Below are 21,834 nucleotides of genomic sequence, written 5' to 3'. Positions count from 1 at the left end.
CGCCGTCGAGCCAAACCGTCTCGGTCAAATGACCCTAATTGATCGGAAAGCGCTCTAGTTTTTGTCCTCGCGTGCGATGGCGCGCCAGCCGATATCGCTGCGGCAGAACCCTTCCGGCCAGTCGATGGTCTCAACGACGCGATAGGCGCTTTCCTGCGCCGCGCGCACGGTTTCGCCGAGCGCGGTCACGTTGAGAACACGGCCGCCATTGGCCAGGACCCGGGCACCGTCCCGTTTGGTGCCGGCGTGAAACACCGCCGGTCCATCGGACCCGACAGGTTTCAGCCCCCGGATTTCGGTGCCCTTTTCATAGGCCCCGGGATAGCCCTTGGCGGCCATGACCACGGTCAGCGCGGCGTCATCCTTCCAGCGCGCTTCCGCCGCATCGAGCGTTCCCTCGACGCTTGCCAGGATGAGGTCGAGGAGGTCGCTGTCGAGGCGCATCATCAGCACCTGGCACTCCGGGTCGCCGAAACGCGTGTTGTATTCGATCAGCTTCGGACCGTCCTTGCCGATCATCAGGCCGGCGTAAAGCACACCCTTGAACGGGGTGCCCCGCCTTGCCAGCGTTGCAATCGTCGGTTCGATGATCCGTCGCATGACATCGGCCACCACGGCGTCGGTCATCACGGGGGCGGGGGAATAGGCGCCCATGCCGCCGGTGTTCGGGCCTTCATCGCCGTCATAGGCGCGCTTGTGGTCCTGCGCTGTTGCCAGGGCGAGGGCGTTCTTGCCGTCAGAGAGCACAAAGAAGCTCGCTTCCTCGCCTTCCAGGAATTCCTCGATGACGACTTCGGCGCCGGCTGCACCGAAGGTGCCCTCGAAACAGGCTTTGACGGCGTCTTCGGCCTCCTCCAGCGTCATGGCCACGACTACGCCCTTGCCTGCGGCCAGCCCGTCGGCCTTGACCACGATCGGCGCGCCTTGCGCTCGCACATAGGCAAGAGCGGCGTCCACGTCGGCGAAACGGCCGTAGGCCGCGGTCGGAATGCCCGCTTCGTCGCACACGCCCTTGGTGAAGGCCTTGGAGCCTTCCAGTTGCGCGGCTTCCTTCGTCGGACCGAAAGCCTTGATTCCGGCGGCGTCCAGATCATCGACAAGGCCGGCGACCAGGGGCGCTTCGGGTCCGACCACGACCAGGTCGATCATCTTGTCGCGGCAAAAGCCGGTAACGGCCTGATGGTCGGTCACATCCAGATCGGTGAGTTCCGCCACTTCCGCGATGCCGGCATTGCCCGGCGCGGCATAGAGTTTGGTCAGCTTGGGAGATTTCGCCAGGGCCCAGGCCAGCGCATGCTCGCGGCCGCCGGATCCGATCAGGAGGAGTTTCATGGAGATGCTGCCTCTTCGAGCAGGTTGACGCGGAAAGGCCAGAGCCTGCCGGGCGGCAGGACGGCGTTGGCGGGATCTATCACGGGTGCCGCGACGCTGCAAATCCCGGCCGGGTCCTGCCTGTTGGCAACAGGCGCGGAGGGCTCAGGCAGCTACGCGGCCGGTGCAGGGACTGCGTCATTCCACGACGGTGAAGCGGCAGTAAAGAATATTGTCCTTCTTCAGGTCCGGACCCCAGATCAGCTCTGCCGACCGGTCCCAGTCAATGTGGTCGTAGCCATCCTTCGGACCGACGGCACGGGCGGAGTGCACGCTCGCCCGGGGCCAGGCACGGTCGTCAAAACCGGGGGTCATCCACGTGTCCGGGACAGAGGCCCGGGTCTCGGCGCAGGCCGCCGTTGACGTGTCCGGGTTGCGCTCGCGCGCGCAGGACGCCTCGGCGGGAGCCGCCTGCACCGTCAGGCAGCGCCAGTCGTTCCCTGTCGTGGCGAGCACCTTGCCGCTGGAAGCATCCTTGAACTGCGCAATGGCTCCGCCGTCGCCCATCTGCTGGCGCCTTGTTCCGATATATTCAAGCCCGGTTTCGTTTTCCATGAAATCGCGGAATTCAAAGGCCAGTGTCATTGGCAGGTCGGCTCTGAACTTGAACCTTTCGGCGTTGAAAGAGCGTTCGGTCCTGTACGAGACGCTGTCCTCCAGAAGCGGCTTGCCATTCACATAGAGCTTGAACCAGTTGTCGACCCAGACTTCGCCGATGATCACCCGGGCGCCCGAGGAGGCCGGGGTGCTTTCGTTGACGTCCCTGCCGCCGCCGGGCCGCGGCGGAGGTTTGCCGTCTCCGGAGCGGGGCGGCGGCGGCGGCTTTTGCGCGAAAGACGCCGCCGGGCCGGTCACAAGCCCGAATGTCAGCACAAGAAATAGGATGAGTGCGCGTCTGGTGGAAATTGTCACTACGGTCTCCGTTTTCCGGAAAGCCCGGGCCTGCGGGTACTTTGCCCGGTTCTTGCGGCAGCGTGCCTACGACAGCGGCACTATGACCTGTTGCGGGGTGAAATTCATCTCAAATATCGGTAGAAGTGCGGGGACAGTGGGCCGGAAGGGCGCACGCCGAATATTCAGCCAGCGCGGATGGGCAGCAGAGAAATGTTTACCACCAAGGATACCGGGCCCGTTGCCGATGCCGTCAAGCGGCACTGGGTGGACACGCGACTGCCGCCGGCCCTGCGCCCCTATGCGCGGCTGGCACGCTGGGAACGCCCGATCGGCTGGTGGCTGCTGCTTTGGCCCTGCTGGTGGTCCGCGGCGCTGGCGGCGATCGCGGCCGGAAACGGCTGGCCGAATCCCTGGCATCTTGTGCTGTTTTTCGTCGGCGCGGTCGCCATGCGCGGTGCCGGCTGCACCTATAATGATCTCGTCGATGTCGACATAGATTCCCAAGTCGAGCGGACCAGGTCGCGTCCGATTCCGGCCGGGCAGGTGAGCAAGCTCCAGGCAAGGATCTTTCTTGTCCTGCAGGCGCTTGTCGGCCTGGCGGTGCTGTTGCAGTTCAATACGTTCTCGATCGGGCTCGGCATTGCGTCCCTTCTGCCCGTGGCCGTCTATCCGTTCATGAAGCGCTACACCAACTGGCCCCAGCTCTTCCTGGGGTTCGCGTTTTCCTGGGGCGCGCTGATGGGCTGGGCCGCGACGTTCGGGTCGCTCGGATGGACACCCATCCTGCTTTATCTCGGCGGCATCTGCTGGACCATCGGCTACGACACGATCTATGCCCACCAGGACAAGGAAGACGATGCGCTTGTCGGTGTAAAGTCGACCGCCCGCCTCTTCGGCGCCTACACCAAACCTGCGCTGATCCTGCTCTATAGCGGTGCCACGGTTCTGTTCATGCTGGCGGCCACGTTTGCCGATGCGGGACCGGCCGCGTTTCTGGGCATCGTTGCGGGCGTCGTGCATCTGGGCTGGCAGATCGTGGTGCTCGACATTGACGACGGCGACCAGTGCCTGAAACTGTTCCGTTCCAACGGCACCTATGGCTGGATACTGTTCGCCGGCTTCGTGGCGGATGCGCTGATCGGATGGCTCTGACGCAAAAGGCTCCGCGATGCGGAGCCCTGATAGTGCGGTTCGATGTCAGCGGGCTCACGAGCGCGCGATGATTTCCCGCTCGTTTGCATGGACCGACGGCGCCTGGGACACCCGGCCCGGAACGCGCCGGTTGAGGAAACGCGGACGGCGGCCGGTCAGGAGCCGCAATTTGCGGCGCGGTTTCGGCAGTGCTGCCGGCACGGCGCTGAAGGCCTCGATCGGCTTCACCTTGCCGCCGAGGTCGCACACCAGCATCGGCAGGTTGAAGACCTGAGCCCAGCGGCTCCACAGCACGGCCAGGTCGTCGGAATGCTCAGTCTCCGCCAGCGTGATCGACAGCGCGTTGTCCGGATGCTTCAGGATCAGCGCGGCGACGATTTCGCCCGCCACCGCGCCGGGCACGATGCGCACCATGACGCCGTCGAACCCCTGGGCGGGCACGACAACGGTGACCGGAACACCGGCGACGCGGCGCTTGATCACCGCCCGGTCACGGTCGAGGAAGATTTCCGAAGGGAATGATGGTGTCCCGGGCCGGGTTTCAAGGCGTTGCTCGAAGCGGACCGGAAGGCAGCCGGGGTGGGGCATTGAAGGAATGCCTGCCCCGGCTGCCGCTGTTTCCTGATTTTCTGTTTGACGTCTCAAATGACTCTCCACCGGACCTTCTGGTCGGACCTTTTTGGTCTCTCGATGCCTTCAAACCTAGCCGAGAAGAGTCGTGAACCACTTAAGATACAGAGTTAAAAAAGTCTGATTTTAAAGAGGGTTACTGGAATGTAATCAATGTCGTAACAACTTGTTCAGGTCTGTGGCGGAGGTCATGCGACCACACCTTATAAGTGTGCCGCTCCGATTTCGCGCGCCAGGCTATGCTCCGGTGGCAACTGCAGAAATCCGGCTGGCACTTTCAGCAATGCAACCTCTTGCCGCTTCGGTGGCTTGGCCCCATCTCCCGGCGAGCAGCCCGTAAAACGAAGCGCGTGGCGGCCCCGGGCGGCACTGGATTGTTGGCAAACCGCTCCGGCGGTTGCAGCGTGGCCGTGCGGAGCGTAAACAACAGCCGGACCAGAAGGCGGATGAGCGAGAACATGTCAGACCTGATTGACCAGAGTGAATTGCAGTCCCGCGCGGCGCGCCTTGTCGAGGCCGCCCGCAGGGCCGGGGCCGATGCGTGCGACGCGATTGCGGTGACCGGCGTGTCGCTTGGCGTCGATGTGCGCGAGGGCAAGGTCGAGGAGACGGAGCGCGCGGAGGGCGACGATGTCACGCTGCGGGTTTTCGTGGGCAAGCGCACCGCGGCCGTGTCGGCCAACCGGCTGGATGACCCGGCCAGCCTGGCCGAGCGCGCCGTTGCGATGGCAAAGGTGGCGCCGGAAGATCCCTATGCCGGCCTCGCCGATCCGGATCTGCTCGTGAAGGACTTTCCCGTTCTGGAGTTGCTGGACACGACGGAGATGACGGCGGAGCAACTGACGGAGATCGCGCTGGCCACGGAAGCGGCAGGCCTGGCCGTCGACGGTGTCAGCAAGTCGGGCGGCGCCGGAGCCTCCTGGCGCCTTGCCGGGGTTGTCCTGGCGACGAGCCATGGCTTTGAAGGCTCCTACATGTCGTCCCGGTTCGGAATGTCGATGACGGCCGTCGCCGGCGACGGCACCGCGATGGAACGGGACTACGACTTCGACAGCCGGACCTTCTTCGAGGATCTGGAAACCCCTGCCGAAATCGGCCGCCGCGCCGGAGAACGGGCCGTCAGGCGCCTCAACCCCCAGAAACTGTCCACCCGGACCGCCAATGTCATTTATGAATCGCGTGCGGCCCGCAGCATCCTCGGTCACCTGGTCGGTGCCATCAACGGGGCGTCGATTGCCCGCAAGACCAGTTTCCTGAAGGACCGGATGAACGAAGCCGTGTTCGCACCCGGCATTCAGGTGGTCGACGACCCGTTCAAGCGCCGCGGGGCGGCGACTCGTCCGTTCGACGGCGAGGGCACCCGCGCGGAGGTTCTCAACGTGATCGAGGACGGTGTTCTGAAGGACTGGTTCCTGGACGGCGCTTCCGCGCGCGAACTCGGCCTCACTCCCAACGGACGCGCCCACCGCAGCGGCAGCGGGACGGCACCGGGTGCCACCAACATCACGCTCATGCCCGGTGAGAAGTCGCTGGAGGAACTGATGGCGGACGCGGGTGAGGGCCTGCTGGTGACGGACCTGATCGGGCATGGCGTCAACGGGCTCACCGGAGACTATTCCAGAGGCGCTTCGGGCTTCTGGTTTGAAAACGGCAGGATCATCGAACCGGTCAGCGAAATCACCATAGCGGGCAACCTGACGGACATGTTCAAGCGTCTGGTGCCGGGCAACGACCTCGACAACCGGTACTCGGCCGCAACCCCGTCCGTGATGATCGAAGGGATGGCTCTTGCCGGAAGCTGACACGGGCATGGCGGCGGCCGCGTACAAGGACGACCTGCATCTGCTGGAAGGCGCCGCACGCCAGGCCGGCGATCTGGCCATGACCTATTTCGGGAGAAACCCGGAAACCTGGTTCAAGGGCAAGGCGGGTGTGTCGCCCGTTTCGGAAGCGGACCTTGCGGTCGACAAGATGCTGGCCGAGACCCTGCGTGTCGCCAGGCCGGATTACGGCTGGCTGTCGGAGGAAACGGCGGACGACCGGTCGCGTCTCGCGCATGACCATGTCTTCATCGTGGATCCCATCGACGGCACGAGAGCCTTTCTGGCCGGGGGAGACGAATGGACTGTGTCCGTTGCGGTTGTTGCCACCGGACGGCCGGTCGCTGGTGCGGTTTTCTGTCCCGTGCGCGACGAGATGTTCCTGGCGCGCTCCGGCGGCGGGGCATTCCTGAACGGGACCTCCATCAGCGTGTCGGGTCAACGGCGCATAGCCGGCGCGACACTGACCGGTCCGCATTCTGTCGTTGCCAACACCGATGTCCTGGCATGCGGATTTGTCGCCACCGATATCCTGAGATCCCTGGCCTACAGGCTGGTCACGGTTGCCGCCGGCCGGGTGGATGTCGGTGCGGCGCGGGGCGGACCCAGCGATTGGGATCTTGCGGCAGCTGATCTTTTGGTGCAGGAAGCAGGCGGGAAACTGACCGATCTTTCCGGCCAGCTCCTGACATACAATCGTGCCAGGACCGGACATCCCGCCTTGGTCGCGGCGCCGGGTGGCTTGATCGGGCCCGTGCGAGACGCGCTTGGCGGCATTATCGGCTGACCCCTGGAGCAACCCGTGTGCGAAGGGCGCATACCGGTTGCCCCGGCAAATAGGATATGACCTGATTCTGGATGTTGCGGCGAAACCGGCCGGATGTCCCCCGGTCCGGATTGCAGCGACGAGAAGCGAGGAAACTCATGAGCGAGACCGAAACCCCGAAACAGCTTTTGCACCTTGTCTTTGGCGGTGAACTGGAATCGCCGGACGGGCTGACATTCCGCGATCTGGACGCTCTGGACATTGTCGGCATCTATCCGAACTACGCCGAGGCGTACACTGCCTGGAAAGCAAAGGCCCAGGCAACGGTCGACAACGCGCACATGCGCTATTTCATCGTACACATGCACCGCCTTCTCGATCCGGAAACGGCGTCCTGAGCAGGCGCCAGTTCAGGCGATAAGAAAAATGATCAAACGCCTTGGCCGGCAGCCCTGGGTTCTCGCCACGATTGGCTCCCTGCTCGCCGGATATCTCAAGCTGGTCTACCACACCAACCGTTTCGTCGTGGAACCGGAAGGGGTGCACGAGCGGACCGAAGCGGATCTGCCGGTGATCGTGGCCATGTGGCACGGTCAGCATTTCATGGTGCCCTTTGCCAAGCCCGCGCACTGGCCGGCCAAGGTCATGATCTCGAGATCCGCAGATGGCGAGGTCAACGCGATCGCGGCCAGCAAGTTCGGTCTCGGCCTGATCCGCGCCTCGGGCGGGCGCAACGCCCGCCAGATCAAGAAACGCGGTGGCATGAAGGGCTTCATCGAAGCGCTTCGGGCGCTCAAGGACGGCTATTCGATCGCCATGACGGCCGACGTGCCCAAGGGACCGTCGCGCAAGTCCGGCGTCGGCATCGTCCAGCTTGCCAAGCATTCCGGCCGCCCGATCCTGCCCGTGGCGGTCGCGACCAGCCGCAGCATCGAGCTCAACAGCTGGGACAAGGCCAGCGTCAACCTGCCTTTCGGTCGCGGCAGCATTGCCGTCGGCGAAATGATCTGGGTTCCGGGAGACACCGAGGAAGATGCGCTCGAAACCTACCGGCTCCAGGTGGAGGACGGGCTGAATGCGGCCACCAGGCGGGCTTACGAGCTGGTCGGCAGGTCGGATGGCTGAGCGGCGCCCCTTCCTGATCAGCGCCTATCGGGGCTTCGCGTGGAGCCTGACACCCCTGTTCAACCTGCTGTTCATGCTGCGCAGCCGCTCCGGCAAGGAACTGCCGGCAAGAAAAGGGGAGCGTTTCGGTACCGCCGGCATTGCGCGCCCGGAAGGCCGGCTCGTCTGGATCCATGCGGCAAGCGTCGGCGAGACCGTGTCGGTTCTGCCCCTGATCAGCAGGCTTGCGGCTTCGGACACGAAGGTTCTGTTGACCACCGTCACGGTGACGGCCGCCGAACTGGCGCGGCAACGTGTGCCGGACGGCGTGTTGCACCAGTTCGTTCCCTATGACGCGCCCGGTCCCGTGACCCGGTTCCTGGCCCACTGGTCACCTGATCTGGCGATCGTCGTGGAATCCGAGATCTGGCCGTGCCTCTTCGACGAGATGCGCCGGAGGGCAACTCCCTTCGTCCTCCTGAACGGGCGTCTGTCGGACAAGTCGCACCGCACTTGGGCGCGGCTGCCCGGTGCTTCCAGATATGTCTTTCAGTGCCTGGACCTTGTCCTTGCACAAAGCGACGCGGATACGAGGCGGTTCCGGCGGCTTGGCTGCAAGCGGGTCGCCACACCGGGGAACCTGAAATTCGATGCGGCCGAGCCTTTGGCGGACGACGCCGAACTGGCCCGGTTGAAGGCACAGGCGGGAGACCGCCCGGTTTGGCTGGCCGCGCTGACGCATCCTGGTGAAGACGAAATTGCGCTTGGCGCCTTCGAGCGGCTGCGCAGGACCTTCCCGGATCTCCTGCTGGTCCTGGTGCCGCGCCACCCCGTGCGGGCGGATGAAATCACCGAACTGGTTCGGGCGCGGCACCTGGGTGTTGCGCGCAGAAGCCTTGGTGAGGCAATCTCCCCGTCCATCGATGTCTATCTTGGTGATACGCTGGGCGAGATGGGACTTTATTACAAGCTGGCCCCGGTGACGTTTCTCGGCGGCTCCTTCAACGATGCCGGCGGACACAATCCCGTCGAGGCGGCCCTGTGCGGCTCCGCGCTGGTCACGGGCCCGCGCGTCTCGAATGCGCGCGCGGTCTACAAGGAATTCTGGATCAACAAGGGAGCTGTAAGGGTGGAAACCGCGGACGCGCTTTGCGAACAGCTGCACCAGCTGTTGTCAGAGCCGGAAAAGGCCCGCAGGCAGGCCGCGCGGGCCAGAACCCTTGTCGACGCAGGGCGCGGCGCGCTGGACAAGTCCCTGGAGTATCTGGAGCCCTATCTCGGCGGAAAGAGCCCCGAGGTGACATCGGAGGCCGAGCGTGAAGACGGCGCCTGACTTCTGGTGGACACCGGAGTTTTCGCTCGCGTCCACTCTGCTGGCGCCTGCGGGCTGGATCTACGGTCAGGTCGCGGGCCGGCGCATGCTGAAACGGCCGAAATCGAGAAGCCGTCTGCCCGTGATCTGCGTCGGCAACTTCGTGGTCGGGGGCGCCGGAAAGACGCCATTCGCAATCGAGCTTGCCTATCGGCTCCAGGAAGACGGTCATCGTCCCGGTTTCCTGTTGCGCGGCTACGGCGGCAGGCTCAAGGGCCCCGTGCTGGTCGACAGTGAACTGCATGATGCCGGTGAAGTGGGCGACGAGGCCCTGCTGCTCGCGCGCCACGGCCCGACGATCGTGGCGGCGGATCGCCCGTCAGGAGCCCGGCTGGCCGAGGGGCAGCCCATCGATGTCATCATCATGGATGACGGATTCCAGAGCCCGGCCCTGGCGAAGGACCTCGCCCTCGTGCTGGTGGATTGCGCAACCGGGTTCGGCAATGGCAGATGTCTGCCGGCCGGACCGCTCAGGGCACCGGCCGACCGGCAGGTGCTGAAGGCGGACTGCCTGATCCTGGTCGGCGAGGGGGACGCCGCCGAAGACGCTGTCCATCTGGCCGGCCGCAAGGGACTGCCGATCCTCCACGCCCATTTGATACCGCAGCCGAATGACGACCTTTCGGGGAAAAAACTCTTTGCCTTTGCCGGGATCGGGCGGCCTCAGAAGTTCTTCGGCACGTTGAAATCACAGGGATACGAGGTCAGGAAAACCCGAGAGTTTCCGGACCACCACGCCTATTCGCAAGCCGACATCAAGGCCCTGCTGACGGAGGCGGAAGAGGGTGGCCTTCAACTTGTGACCACGTCCAAGGACATGGCACGGCTGGAGACGTCAAGCGGCGAACTCTTTCACTGGATTGCGTCCAGCACGGAAGTGTTGGATGTGCGTATGGAAATCGACGATGAAGACCGGTTGTCCGGGCTGATAAAGGAAAAGTTGCGGCGGCGAAAACTCACCGGATGAAGCCGCGTTACCGGCTTTCCAGATAGCGTTTCATCGACGCGTTGGCATCGACATAGGCTTCCTGGCGCTCGACCGACCAGTATTTCAGTTCATCCAGCGGAATGGCCGTTCCCGTCACCGCGCAACGCACGAAGGTGCCCGGTGTTTCCACCTGGTAATCGCCATCCAGGTAACGGACGCGCGCCTCGCTTGGAACGCGCGGGTTTTCGTAACGGTTCATCATCGGCGGAACTGCGGCCTTGCTTGTTTTGCTATGCCTGTCTTTTTACGGCAGATCGCTGCGGTTGAGCAAGTGTCAGAGTTGGCAAAGCCACGGGAAAGAGAACAATTGATGGGATCGGCCACCGGACAGTCGACATATCGACGGTTGCCTCTCACGGCTTCTCCTGCCGGCCGGGCGGTTCCCGCGCGGGCTGCGGCCGGTGTCCGCTGAAAGGCAAGCAGATCTCCAACAAACATGAGGCCTGGTTCGAAATTTGAAAACGGCAAGTGGAATTCTGAGCTTTTGGGGTGATTTGTACGCCAAAACGCCTATGTTGAGGTTCAAACGGCGACGTCGCCCAAAACACTGGATGACACGCGGCAACGCGGTTTCCCGGACGAATTCAGGACCTGCACATGACCCTTTCCACGACCGATCTGATCGAATCCTCCGGCCTCGGACTGGAGACCGCCAAGCGGCTCACCGGCGAGGCGCTCTCCGGTGCGGATGACGGCGAGCTGTTTGTCGAATACCGGCAGACCGAAGGCCTTGTGTTCGACAACGGCCGGCTGAAAGGGGCCAATTACGACACGGCCCAGGGCTTCGGATTGCGGGCCGTGGCAGGCGAGGCGGCGGGTTATGCCCATGCCGGCGACATTTCCGAAGGCGCGCTGCAGAGGGCCGTGGATGCGGTCAGCGCCGTCAAGAAAGGCTATTCGGGAAGCTATGCGGCGGCCCCTGCGCGCACCAACCTGTCCCTCTATTCGGATGTCAATCCGCTCGGCGGTCCGAGTTTCGAGGACAAGGTCAAGCTGCTGCAGGAAATCGATGCCTATGCGCGTGCCAAGGACCCGCGGGTCCGCCAGGTATCCGCGTCGCTGGCCGGGTCCTGGCAGGTGGTGGAAATCCTGCGGGCCGACGGTCATCTGGTGCGCGACGTCCGGCCGATGGTGCGCATGAGCATTTCCGTGGTTGCCGGCTCCGGCGACAGACAGGAAAGCGGGTCGTTCGGCTGTGGCGGCCGGGAAGGGTTCGAACGTTTCATCACCACGGAAAACTGGCAAGGCGGCGTTGACGAGGCGTTGCGCCAGGCGCTGGTCAACCTGGAGGCCGTTCCGGCTCCGGCCGGGACCTTTGACGTGGTACTGGGCCCGGGCTGGCCCGGAATCCTGTTGCATGAGGCGGTCGGGCATGGCCTGGAAGGCGATTTCAACCGCAAGAAGACCTCGGCATTCGCGGGATTGATGGGAGAACGGGTGGCGTCACCCGGTGTCACGATTGTCGATGACGGAACCATTCCGGACCGGCGCGGCTCGCTCACCGTAGACGATGAAGGCACACCCGCAAGCAAGACGGTGCTGATCGAGGACGGCATCCTGACGGGGTACATGCAGGACCGGCAAAACGCCCGACTGATGGGAATGGAGCCGACGGGCAACGGCCGGCGCCAGTCCTATGCCCACATTCCGATGCCGCGCATGACCAACACCGTGATGATGGCAGGCGACAAGGAGCCGGAGGAAATCCTCCGCTCGGTCAAGGACGGCATCTATGCGGTCTCCTTCGGCGGCGGACAGGTCGACATCACCTCCGGCAAGTTCGTGTTCTCCTGCACCGAGGCTTACAAGGTCGAGAACGGCAAGGTCGGCGCGCCGCTCAAGGGCGCCATGCTGATCGGCAACGGTCCGGACGCGCTGACACGGGTGTCGATGATCGGCAACGACATGAAACTCGACCCCGGAATGGGCACTTGCGGCAAGCAGGGACAGGGGGTGCCGGTGGGTGTCGGGCAGCCCTCCATGCGCATCAACGCCATGACGGTCGGCGGCACGGCGGTCTGATCGGCGGAAAGCGGACCAGGACATGCCGGACATCAAATTCGTCATCTTCGACATGGACCAGGTGCTCTACGACTATGAGCATCCGGTCCGGCTGAAACTGCTGGAGGAATTGACGGGACGCCCGTCCGAGCAGATTGACGCCGCCGTCTGGGGCGGGCCGCACGAAAGCGCCGCGGAAGCCGGACACCCGGACACGGCGGAAGGCTATCTGGCGCAGTTTGCCGACCTGCTGGGATATCCGATCGATTTCGACACTTGGTGCGACATTCGCAGGCAAATGATGCGCGCGCGTCCGGAAGTGCTGGAGCTTGTCCGGCGGTTGAAGGCGTCGGCAGACGTCGCCCTTCTGACCAACAACGGCATGATGCTCAAGGCAGCGCTTCCGGTCTGTGCACCCGAGATGATCGAGATATTCGGCAGCAAGGCGCATGTGTCGGCGGAGTTCAAGGTCCGCAAACCGGATCCGCTCATCTATCGCCGGATCTGCTCCAGATACGGCCATCGGCCCAATGAAAGCGCCTTTGTTGACGACAAGGCCGAGAATGTGCGTGGGGCCGAAGAGGCAGGCCTGACAGGGCATGTCTACACGTCGGCCGGGGCGTTCGAGGCCTTTTTGAAACAGTACGGGCTGATTTGATATTGTCAGTTGTGACCGGCATCATGAGGCTTGGGGAACGAAACGCCGCCGAACGCGAACCGCAACGAGTCATATTTTGGATACCTTGCGGTTTTTGACTGAAAACAAAGCACTTTCGCGCCGGCCGTGCTGGTATTGAAGCGGGGATCAGGCGTATTCTCTGAAGCAGCAGGAATCGCAAATCTGTTTCGCTCCCGCAAGGGAGGCACCGTCTGCCCGAGGACATGGGCCCGAGGACAAGGGAGAGAGAATGGCCGCAGAAGGAGCTCCTCCGTTTTTTGCCGAGTCTATCGTGTTCCTGGCCGCGACAGTCGTGGCCGTGCCGATTGCCAAGCGGTTGGGACTTGGGTCCGTGGTCGGCTACCTTGCCGCGGGTGCGGCCATAGGACCACACGGACTGAGGCTTCTGGGCTCCGGCGAGGATGTACTGCATGTTGCGGAACTCGGTGTGGTTCTGCTCCTTTTCGTGATTGGGCTCGAGCTTGACCCGCGAAAGCTCTGGCGCATGAAACGCGACATCTTCGGGCTCGGCACGGCGCAGGTTCTTCTTACCGGCCTGACCCTGTTCGGCATTGGCCGGCTGGCCGGCTATCCCTTCTCGACAAGCCTGATTGCCGGTTTCGGCCTTGCCCTTTCCTCGACGGCCTTTGCGTTGCAGATCCTCCAGGAACGCGGGCAATTGTCTTCCGCCTACGGCCAGCGCGCCTTCGGTATTCTGCTCTTGCAGGACATTGCCATCGTTCCGCTTCTGGCGATGGTCGCGATCCTGGCTCCGGGCGAGGGGCCGTCCACCTTCTCGCAGATCGCCAGGGAGATCATGATCGTCCTGGCGGCGGTGGCGGCCGTTGTCCTGACGGGCCGGTACCTGATCTCGCCGGTGTTCCTGTTTCTGGCAGCCAGCCGCGCGCGCGAGGTCATGCTGACGGCCGCGCTTCTGGTTGCGCTCGGCAGTGCCGGCATCATGCATTCGGTCGGCCTGTCCATGGCCCTGGGTGCATTTCTGGCGGGGGTGCTGCTCGCTGAATCCAGCTTCCGGCATACGCTCGAGGCGGATATCGAACCGTTCCGGTCCCTGTTGATGGGGCTGTTCTTTGTTGCCGTCGGCATGTCGCTCAACATCGCGCTGGTGATGGCTCACTGGATGTTCGTTGCCGCCGGCGTGGTGATCGTCATGGTGGTCAAGGGGGGCTTCCTGTGGGCCTTGTCCCGCGGAACGGGGTCGCCGAATTCCGACGCCATGCGTGTGGCGGTGACGCTTCCGCAAGGCGGCGAGTTTGCCTTCGTGCTGTTCACCGCGGCGATCAGCAACAGCCTTCTGAACTATTCGACGGCCAACCTGCTCAACGCCATCGTCATCCTGACCATGCTGCTGACCCCTCTTGCCTGTCTCGGACTGGACTGGCTGGCCGGCCGCGCCAAGGCCAGGGGCGTGGAAAACCCTTCCATCGAGACCTTCGAGGAAGCAACCCCGACCGTGCTTGTCATCGGCTTTGGCCGTTTCGGCATGGTGGTGGCGCAGATCCTGACATCCGAGGGGCTCGAGATCACCGCCATCGACAACCGGCCGGACCGAATCGAATACGCCCGCAAACAGGGCTACAAGGTCTATTACGGTGACGCGACGCGCGCCGACGTGCTCGCGGCGGCGGGAGCCGGAAAGGCGGCGCTCGTGGCCATGTGCATCGAAAACGACAAGGTGATGGGCAAGGCCATCGATCTGATCCGCGAAGGCTTTCCCGACGCACTGATCTTCTGCCGGGCAACGGACCGCGCCCATGTTCTGGACCTCACCAAGCGCGGTGTCGATTTCCAGATCCGCGAGACGTTCGAATCGAGTGTCGTTTTCGGCCGGGCGGCGCTGGAGGCGCTGGGCACGCCGCTTGCCCGGATCGACCAGATCGAGGAGGATGTCCGCTACCGGGACGAGGAGCGCCTGGCCGAGCAATTGACCCAGGGCATGTATGCCGGATCGGACAAGCTGCACAAGGTGACGCCGCGCCGGACGCATTCAAAAGACCGGGAGGATGCTCCGGCCGAGTAGGTAAATCCTCGGGTGGCAAGAAAAAAGGCGCCGGAACGGGCGCCTTTTCAGCTTAAAGCGTCTTTCAGAAACGGTCAGGGCAGGGCGTCGAAACCTGCCGAGAACCCGTTCAGCGAAATCGGAATGCCGATTCCTTCTTCCGGTGTCTGGAAGATGATGAAGGTCGCCTGGCCTCCGGATTGCAGCTTGGTGAGGAGGTCATCCTCCAGAATGACCTCGGCAATGCAGCCGTTGGGCAGGCAGCGGACAAATCCGGCGCGTCCGATATCGGCGTTGTCCACACGCAAGCCGAGGCCTGAGGGCAGCAGGACGCCCAGTGGTGCCAGCACCCGCAGGATGCGGGCCTGCTTGTCGGCCGTTTTCAGGACGATGACGGACAGGCCGACATTTTCACGGTCCGCGGCGGTGACATTCTGGATGAGTGCGCATTGTTCGCCGCTTGCGCCGGGAGGTGTGTCGCAGCGCATCTGCCAGTCACCATGGGCCGAACGCACCTCTCCCTGCGACAGGGCGGGCACGGTTCCCTGGGTAAGGGCACCCAGGACGATCCCGGTAACGGCCGCAGCTCTGGCAAGAAGCGATCCGGAGCGTCCGGTCAGGCAGGCTGAAAAGGACTGCAGCATTTGGGTTGACAAGAAAACCTCCAGTCAAACGTTGTCCGGTCCGCCAGGCCGGCAAAGTCGGCCTATACAGCGAATCAAGGTATGGATCCGGGCAGACATTGACGCATGACGGCGCGTGTTTCCAGTCCGGGCCGGACAAGATCCTCACGATTAGTTGCAATTCTTGTCGAAAATCCGCATGTCCTTGACCCTTGTCAAAAGGTTCCTGCCTGCCGGTGACTGTGAAAAGTTGGAAATTCCGTTGCAGCACGGCGTTTCTTGTGGTTTTTGTGCGGCTCGAAGGTGTCGGTGGGATGATGCGGCACATCGCCGCTCTGCCCGATGGTAGCCATCGCCCTTTATGTGAGTTTGTGGTTATAGTCCGGCATTCTCGTGACCCGGTCCACCGTCAGGACGCAGCAGATTTGGCTTGCGCAGCAGCAACAAGCCCGGTACTGCCGCACCGGATTGGCCCGGATCTGAGTCCGGATTTGATGCATTTGCCGCGACATGCGCGGCTGAGGGAAGGGAGCGCGGACGTGAAGGCAGTCTTCAAGCGTCTCATGACTATGGCCGGAATGGCGGCGACTTTGGCAGGAGCGTCGACGGCGGCCCTGGCGGCTGAGTCCGGCATGAAAGAATGGCAGCTCGGGTTTCAGGACTCCGTCACTGACGTGATGGACGACATCGCCTGGTTCAACGGTTTCACTCTTACGATCATCACCGTCATCACGTTGTTCGTGCTGGCGCTGCTCATCGTCTGCATGACCCGGTTCAGCGCCAAGTCGAATCCGGTACCGTCCCGGACGTCGCACAACACGCTGATCGAGGTGGTCTGGACAGTCGCGCCGATCCTGATCCTGGTCGTGATCGCGATCCCGTCCTTCCGTCTGCTATACAAGCAGCTCGACATTCCCGAATATGAAATGACCATCAAGGCCACCGGTTACCAGTGGTATTGGGGTTACGAATATACCGACGAGGGCATGGGCGATCTCTATTTCGACTCGCTCATGGTGCGTGAGGAGGACCGTCAGGAAGTCGCCGACAGCCGCGGTGTCACGCTGAACGAAGTACCGCGCCTTCTGGCCGTCGACTACGATCTGGTGATCCCGGTCGACACCACCGTGCGCCTGCAGGTGACCTCCGAGGACGTCATTCACTCCTTCGCGATGCCTTCGTTCGGTGTCAAGATCGATGCGATCCCGGGCCGTTTGAACGAGACCTGGTTCCACGCCCGCGAAGAAGGCGTCTACTATGGCCAGTGTTCGGAACTGTGCGGCAAGGACCATGCGTTCATGCCGATCGCCGTCCGTGTCGTTTCCAAGGACCAGTTCCAGACCTGGGTCACCGCGGCCCAGGAAGACCTGGATACGGCGAACGAACAACTCTACGCGTCCCTGGCGACTGCGAAGAAGGTTGCCGCGACCGGCAAGCTGGAACAGATTTCAGTCGCCGCGAAATAACGCGGCGGCGAGCCTGATTGGCGATTGCGCGCGATGACACGCAGCGCCGCTGAAAGAGATTGAAAGAGGGAGCCCCAAATGGCTGCGACCGAAGCACATGCGGCACATGACCATCCGACAGGATGGCGCCGGTGGGTCTATTCGACCAACCACAAAGATATCGGCCTGATGTATCTGATCTTTGCGATTGTCGCCGGGATCATCGGCGGCGCGCTCAGCGTCGCCATGCGGATGGAACTCATGGAACCGGGGATGCAGTACTTCGGCGACCCGCATCTGTTCAACGTGTTCACGACCGCCCACGGTCTGATCATGATCTTCTTCATGGTCATGCCGGCCATGATCGGGGGATATGCCAACTTCTTCGTGCCGATCATGATCGGTGCGCCGGACATGGCGTTCCCGCGGATGAACAACATCTCCTTCTGGCTGCTGCCGCCGGCCTTCGCGCTGCTGCTGCTGTCGCTCTTCGTCGAAGGACCTCCGGGCGGCAACGGCGTCGGTGGTGGCTGGACCATCTATCCGCCGCTGTCCACCTCCGGCCAGCCCGGTCCGGCCATGGATCTGGCGATCCTGTCCCTGCACATTGCAGGTGCCTCGTCGATCCTCGGCGCCATCAACTTCATCACGACCATCTTCAACATGCGCGCGCCTGGCATGACCATGCACAAGATGCCGCTGTTCGCGTGGTCCGTGCTGATCACCGCGTTCCTGCTGCTGCTGTCCCTGCCGGTTCTGGCAGGCGCCATCACCATGCTGCTGACGGACCGCAACTTCGGCACCACGTTCTTCAACCCGGCCGGGGGCGGCGACCCGATCCTGTTCCAGCACCTGTTCTGGTTCTTCGGTCACCCGGAAGTGTACATCCTGATCCTGCCGGGCTTCGGCATCATCAGCCACATCATTTCCACCTTCTCCCGCAAGCCGATCTTCGGTTACCTGGGCATGGCCTACGCCATGGTCGCCATCGGCGTCGTCGGCTTCATCGTGTGGGCACACCACATGTACACGGTCGGCATGTCCTCCGAGACCCAAGCCTACTTCGTGGCGGCCACCATGGTGATCGCGGTTCCCACCGGGGTTAAGATCTTCTCGTGGATCGCGACCATGTGGGGCGGTTCCATCGAGTTCAAGACCCCGATGGTCTGGGCAATCGGCTTCATCTTCCTGTTCACCGTCGGCGGTGTGACGGGTGTGCAGCTGGCCAATGCCGGTCTCGACCGCTCGTTCCACGACACCTATTACGTGGTGGCGCACTTCCATTACGTGCTGTCGCTGGGTGCCGTGTTCGCGATCTTCGCAGCCTGGTACTACTGGTTCCCGAAGATGTTCGGCTACATGTACAACGAGACCATCGGCAAGGCCCATTTCTGGATCACCTTCGTCGGCGTGAACCTCGTGTTCTTCCCGCAGCACTTCCTGGGGCTGAACGGCATGCCGCGCCGCTATGTCGACTACCCGGACGCGCTGGCCGGCTGGAACTTCGTCTCCTCGATCGGTTCGTACATTTCCGCATTCGCGGTCCTGGTGTTCCTCTTCGGTATCTTCGAAGCGTTCTCCAAGAAACGTGCCGTCGGAAACAACCCGTGGGGTGAAGGCGCAACGACGCTGGAGTGGACCCTGACGTCCCCGCCGCCGTTCCACCAGTTCGAAACGCTGCCGCGCATCAAGTAAGTGCGCGGCGGGAAGCCCAGCTTCCCGGACAAATTCAGCCCCGCGCCGGTTCACGGCGCGGGGCAGCCATTACAAAGCCCGCCGGGCGGACCACGCCCGACATCCGGTGCAAGGCCGGAGCGGAAACAAGAATTCGAAGGACGCGCCCATGTCGCTCGTTGAGCGCCAGGATACATTAGGTCAGGACACCGCCGTCTGGGATGGCGGAATGGGATCCGTGAGCGACTACGTGGCGCTCCTGAAGCCCCGTGTCATGTCCCTGGTGATCTTCACCGCCTTTGTCGGCCTGATGCTGGCACCGGGATCGGTGCATCCGGTGCTCGGCGCGGTCGCGATCCTGTGCATTGCCATCGGTGCCGGTGCGTCCGGTGCCTTGAACATGTGGTACGACGCCGACATCGACGAAGTCATGTCGCGTACGCAGAAGCGGCCGATTCCGGCCGGAAAGATCACCCGCGACGAGGCGCTTGCCTTCGGCATCACGCTGTCGATCGGATCCGTGGTGACGCTTGGCCTGCTGGTCAACTGGTTTGCCGGGGCCTTCCTGGCCTTCACGATCTTCTTCTACGTGTTCGTCTACACGATGTGGCTGAAGCGTTCGACACCGCAGAACATCGTTATCGGCGGTGCCGCCGGGGCCTTCCCACCGATGATCGGCTGGGCGTCGGTCACCGGTTCTGTGAGCCTTGAAAGCTTCGTGCTGTTCCTGATCATCTTCATGTGGACGCCGCCCCATTTCTGGGCCCTGGCGCTGGTGAAGAACCGCGACTACACCGCGGCCAAAATCCCGATGCTGCCGGTGGTGGCCGGCGAGACCAGCACACGCCATCATATCCTTGCCTATTCCGTCCTGCTCGCGCCGGTCGGTGTCGCACCTTACCTTCTCGGCTTCGCAGGCCCGGTCTACGGCATTGCGGCAACGGGTCTGAGCCTGACTTTCGTGGCGCTGGCTGCCGACGTCTGGCGCAAGCGTGAAGGCGATGCGGCCAAGGCGGCCTGCTGGCGCCTGTTCAAGTTCTCCATCTTCTATCTGTTCATGCTGTTCGCCCTTCTGCTCGGTGAAAGCCTCGTCGCGGGGGTGCTGGCGTGATGGCGGAAGAGGACAAGGGCGTGATGCTCTCGGACGAACAGAAGAAGAAGCGCCGCTCGCGGTCGATCGCGATCGCGCTTGTGCTGGCCGCACTGGTCGTTCTGTTCTACGTGGTCACCATCATCAAGCTCGGACCGGGCGTGATGGACCGGGCGCTGTGAGGACGACCGGCATGCGCGATACCGATACCAGCAAGGCTCTGTCCCGCCGCAACCGCAAATTCGCGGTCGCGTGTGTCGGCGTTTTTGCCATGATGGTCGGTGCGTCCTACGCCGCGGTGCCTTTGTACAATCTCTTTTGCCGGGTGACCGGTTTCGGCGGCACCACACAGGTGGCCGAGGCGGCCAGCGACGTGGTGATCGACCGGAAGATCACCATACGCTTCGACGGCAACGTCAACCACACGCTGCCGTGGGACTTCAAGCCGATGCAGCGGTCCGTCACCCTGAGAATGGGCGAGACGGCGCAACTGGCCTACGTGGCCACCAATACCGGCAACGCGGCCACCGTGGGCACGTCGACCTTCAATGTGTCGCCGCCGACCGCCGGCGCCTATTTCAACAAGCTGGACTGCTTCTGCTTCACCGAGCAGGCGCTGGAAAGCGGTGAAACCGTAGAAATGCCGGTCGTCTTCTTCGTCGACCCGGAAATGGACAAGGATCCCGAACTGAAGTCGGTGAAGGAAATCACTTTGTCCTATACATTCTTCCCGGTAGAACAACCGGAACGTCCTGTTGCAGCCAAGGCCGGTGCGGCCGAGGCTGAAACGAACCTGTGAGCGATTTGCGCGGCAACGTGCATGATATGACTGTCTTTGGGGAGCTTGCCGATGGCTGAGGCACATACCAATAACCACGACTACCACCTGGTGGATCCGAGCCCGTGGCCGTTCATCGCGTCCATTGGCGCGTTCATCATGGCACTCGGTGCGATCGGCTTCATGAAATACGCGCAGGGCACGGAATTCGTGCTCCTGGGCATGAACCTGACCGGCTGGGGCCTGTTCGCGATCGGTCTGCTGATCGTTCTCTATGTGATGTTCGGCTGGTGGCGCGACACCGTGCGCGAATCCCAGGCAGGCCATCACACCCGGGTCGTGTCCCTTCACCTGCGCTACGGCATGCTGCTGTTCATCGCCTCCGAGGTGATGTTCTTCGTTGCCTGGTTCTGGGCCTATTTCGATGCGTCGCTCTTCACCGGCGAAGCCATCCAGTTTGCCCGCGTCGAGGCAACCGGGGGGCACTGGCCGCCGTCCGGTATCGAGACCTTCGATCCCTGGCACCTGCCGCTGCTGAACACGCTGATCCTTCTGTGCTCAGGCACCACGGTCACCTGGGCGCACCACGCATTGCTGCACAACGACCGGGAAGGTCTGAAATGGGGCCTCACCCTGACGGTGATCCTCGGCGTTCTGTTCACGATCTGCCAGGCCTACGAATATGCCCACGCGGCCTTCGAATTCGGTGGCAACATCTACGGCGCGACCTTCTTCATGGCGACCGGCTTCCACGGGTTCCACGTGATCGTCGGCACCATTTTCCTGGCGGTCTGCCTGATCCGCGCGCTGATGGGGCAGTTCACTCCGGAAAAGCATTTCGGCTTTGAGGCTGCTGCCTGGTACTGGCACTTCGTCGACGTCGTCTGGCTGTTCCTGTTCGTCTCCATCTATATCTGGGGCGCTGGCACACCGGCCGCTCACTAGGCCTGGGCCGAACCGGCATTGACAACGCCCGATCCGGTCCCCGGATCGGGCGTTTTCGTTTCACTGAGCACTCGAGGCTGCATATGGAAGACAAGGCACATTTTCCTCCGGTGAACCCGGTCTCAGCCGGGCTGTCGGGCAAATGTCCGCGATGCGGTCAGGGCAACCTGTTTGACGGGTTCCTGAGTGTGAAAAAATCCTGCATGTCCTGCGGCCTGGACTTTTCCTTCGCCGACAGCGGCGACGGCCCGGCAGTCTTCGTGATCATGCTGGTCGGCTTCGTCATCGTCGGGCTGGTGCTGTTCGTTGAACTGTCCTTCCAGCCGCCGATATGGCTGCACATGGTCCTGTGGCTGCCGTTGACGGTCATACTGGCCGGTGCGGTTCTGAGGCCGCTCAAGGGCCTGATGATCGCGCTGCAGTTCCGGCATCAGGCCGAGGAGGGCCGCCTGGATGACGGCGCCGGTTCCAGCGACGACAATTGACCCCTAACGGACAAGATA

At 62.9% G+C, this 21,834-nt stretch carries 22 protein-coding genes; 17 read left to right on the top strand and 5 right to left on the bottom strand.

All coding sequences use genetic code 11. From position 1 onward, the window contains the following. Positions 1–54: 54 nt before the first annotated feature. The gene (gene purD, locus O6760_RS00860) at positions 55–1,332 is read right to left on the bottom strand and encodes a phosphoribosylamine--glycine ligase (protein ID WP_269583606.1); all 1,278 of its coding nucleotides are present in this window, start codon (positions 1,330–1,332) and stop codon (positions 55–57) included. Positions 1,333–1,509: 177 nt separating this feature from the next. Continuing rightward, positions 1,510–2,283, bottom strand: a complete 774-nt coding sequence (locus tag O6760_RS00855; RefSeq protein WP_269583605.1) for a PEBP family protein — start codon at positions 2,281–2,283, stop codon at positions 1,510–1,512. 192 nt (positions 2,284–2,475) lie between these two features. Here O6760_RS00855 and ubiA point away from each other — a divergent pair, with 192 nt between their 5' ends. Next, a complete protein-coding gene (gene ubiA / locus O6760_RS00850) occupies positions 2,476–3,417 on the top strand; it encodes a 4-hydroxybenzoate octaprenyltransferase (protein WP_269583604.1) in 942 nt (313 codons plus the stop codon). Between the two features lie 54 nt (positions 3,418–3,471). Here ubiA and O6760_RS00845 read toward each other — a convergent pair whose 3' ends face one another. After that, on the bottom strand, positions 3,472–4,062 hold the full coding sequence (locus O6760_RS00845; protein ID WP_269583603.1) for a DUF6101 family protein: 591 nt from the start codon (positions 4,060–4,062) through the stop codon (positions 3,472–3,474). Positions 4,063–4,505: 443 nt separating this feature from the next. Between O6760_RS00845 and O6760_RS00840 the strand changes: the two genes are divergently transcribed. From O6760_RS00840 to lpxK, 6 genes are all read left to right on the top strand, one after another. Beyond that, positions 4,506–5,849, top strand: coding sequence for a TldD/PmbA family protein (locus tag O6760_RS00840; protein WP_269583602.1), 1,344 nt, complete (start codon positions 4,506–4,508; stop codon positions 5,847–5,849). Then, positions 5,836–6,654: a 3'(2'),5'-bisphosphate nucleotidase CysQ gene (locus O6760_RS00835; RefSeq protein WP_269583601.1), complete on the top strand. Its 819-nt coding sequence runs from the start codon at positions 5,836–5,838 to the stop codon at positions 6,652–6,654. Before O6760_RS00840 ends, O6760_RS00835 begins: the two co-directional genes overlap by 14 nt. 137 nt (positions 6,655–6,791) lie before the next feature. Then, the gene (locus O6760_RS00830; RefSeq protein ID WP_269583600.1) at positions 6,792–7,031 is read left to right on the top strand and encodes a DUF4170 domain-containing protein; all 240 of its coding nucleotides are present in this window, start codon (positions 6,792–6,794) and stop codon (positions 7,029–7,031) included. A gap of 28 nt (positions 7,032–7,059) precedes the next feature. Further along, positions 7,060–7,758, top strand: a complete 699-nt coding sequence (locus O6760_RS00825; protein ID WP_269583599.1) for a lysophospholipid acyltransferase family protein — start codon at positions 7,060–7,062, stop codon at positions 7,756–7,758. Further along, a complete protein-coding gene (locus O6760_RS00820) occupies positions 7,751–9,070 on the top strand; it encodes a 3-deoxy-D-manno-octulosonic acid transferase (protein WP_269583598.1) in 1,320 nt (439 codons plus the stop codon). The genes O6760_RS00825 and O6760_RS00820 overlap by 8 nt, the downstream gene beginning before the upstream one ends. Next, a complete protein-coding gene (gene lpxK, locus O6760_RS00815; RefSeq protein ID WP_269583597.1) occupies positions 9,054–10,076 on the top strand; it encodes a tetraacyldisaccharide 4'-kinase in 1,023 nt (340 codons plus the stop codon). The genes O6760_RS00820 and lpxK overlap by 17 nt, the downstream gene beginning before the upstream one ends. A gap of 7 nt (positions 10,077–10,083) precedes the next feature. On the opposite strand, the gene O6760_RS00810 is transcribed toward lpxK, so the two are convergent. Further along, on the bottom strand, positions 10,084–10,299 hold the full coding sequence (locus O6760_RS00810) for a DUF2093 domain-containing protein (RefSeq protein WP_269583596.1): 216 nt from the start codon (positions 10,297–10,299) through the stop codon (positions 10,084–10,086). 395 nt (positions 10,300–10,694) lie between these two features. On the opposite strand from O6760_RS00810, the gene tldD reads away from it, so the two are divergent. The 3 genes from tldD (at position 10,695) to O6760_RS00795 (ending at position 14,797) form a co-directional block, all read left to right on the top strand. After that, positions 10,695–12,119 (top strand): metalloprotease TldD, encoded by a 1,425-nt coding sequence (gene tldD / locus O6760_RS00805; protein ID WP_269583595.1) that lies wholly within the window; start codon positions 10,695–10,697, stop codon positions 12,117–12,119. Between the two features lie 22 nt (positions 12,120–12,141). Further along, positions 12,142–12,756 carry an HAD family hydrolase gene (locus O6760_RS00800; protein WP_269583594.1) on the top strand — a complete coding sequence of 205 codons (615 nt, stop codon included), beginning with the start codon at positions 12,142–12,144 and terminating at the stop codon, positions 12,754–12,756. Positions 12,757–13,006: 250 nt separating this feature from the next. Further along, on the top strand, positions 13,007–14,797 hold the full coding sequence (locus tag O6760_RS00795; protein WP_269583593.1) for a monovalent cation:proton antiporter-2 (CPA2) family protein: 1,791 nt from the start codon (positions 13,007–13,009) through the stop codon (positions 14,795–14,797). 74 nt (positions 14,798–14,871) lie between these two features. On the opposite strand, the gene O6760_RS00790 is transcribed toward O6760_RS00795, so the two are convergent. Continuing rightward, positions 14,872–15,420, bottom strand: coding sequence for an invasion associated locus B family protein (locus tag O6760_RS00790; RefSeq protein ID WP_269586193.1), 549 nt, complete (start codon positions 15,418–15,420; stop codon positions 14,872–14,874). A 542-nt stretch (positions 15,421–15,962) separates the two neighbouring features. On the opposite strand from O6760_RS00790, the gene coxB reads away from it, so the two are divergent. From coxB to O6760_RS00755, 7 genes are all read left to right on the top strand, one after another. Continuing rightward, positions 15,963–16,865, top strand: coding sequence for a cytochrome c oxidase subunit II (coxB, locus tag O6760_RS00785; RefSeq protein WP_269586192.1), 903 nt, complete (start codon positions 15,963–15,965; stop codon positions 16,863–16,865). Positions 16,866–16,943: 78 nt separating this feature from the next. After that, positions 16,944–18,539: a cytochrome c oxidase subunit I gene (gene ctaD / locus O6760_RS00780; protein WP_269583592.1), complete on the top strand. Its 1,596-nt coding sequence runs from the start codon at positions 16,944–16,946 to the stop codon at positions 18,537–18,539. A 148-nt stretch (positions 18,540–18,687) separates the two neighbouring features. After that, complete coding sequence (locus tag O6760_RS00775; RefSeq protein WP_269583591.1) at positions 18,688–19,629, top strand: heme o synthase; 942 nt, start codon at positions 18,688–18,690, stop codon at positions 19,627–19,629. Further along, positions 19,629–19,790 carry a hypothetical protein gene (locus O6760_RS00770; RefSeq protein WP_269583590.1) on the top strand — a complete coding sequence of 54 codons (162 nt, stop codon included), beginning with the start codon at positions 19,629–19,631 and terminating at the stop codon, positions 19,788–19,790. Before O6760_RS00775 ends, O6760_RS00770 begins: the two co-directional genes overlap by 1 nt. 11 nt (positions 19,791–19,801) lie before the next feature. Then, a complete protein-coding gene (locus O6760_RS00765) occupies positions 19,802–20,407 on the top strand; it encodes a cytochrome c oxidase assembly protein (protein WP_269583589.1) in 606 nt (201 codons plus the stop codon). A gap of 51 nt (positions 20,408–20,458) precedes the next feature. After that, positions 20,459–21,331: a cytochrome c oxidase subunit 3 gene (locus O6760_RS00760; protein ID WP_269583588.1), complete on the top strand. Its 873-nt coding sequence runs from the start codon at positions 20,459–20,461 to the stop codon at positions 21,329–21,331. Between the two features lie 83 nt (positions 21,332–21,414). After that, on the top strand, positions 21,415–21,816 hold the full coding sequence (locus O6760_RS00755) for a DUF983 domain-containing protein (RefSeq protein ID WP_269583587.1): 402 nt from the start codon (positions 21,415–21,417) through the stop codon (positions 21,814–21,816). Positions 21,817–21,834 lie beyond the last annotated feature (18 nt).

Origin of the sequence: Roseibium sp. Sym1, assembly GCF_027359675.1 — a bacterium.
Taxonomy (GTDB): domain Bacteria; phylum Pseudomonadota; class Alphaproteobacteria; order Rhizobiales; family Stappiaceae; genus Roseibium.
This window is presented reverse-complemented; position numbering and strand designations above follow the sequence as displayed.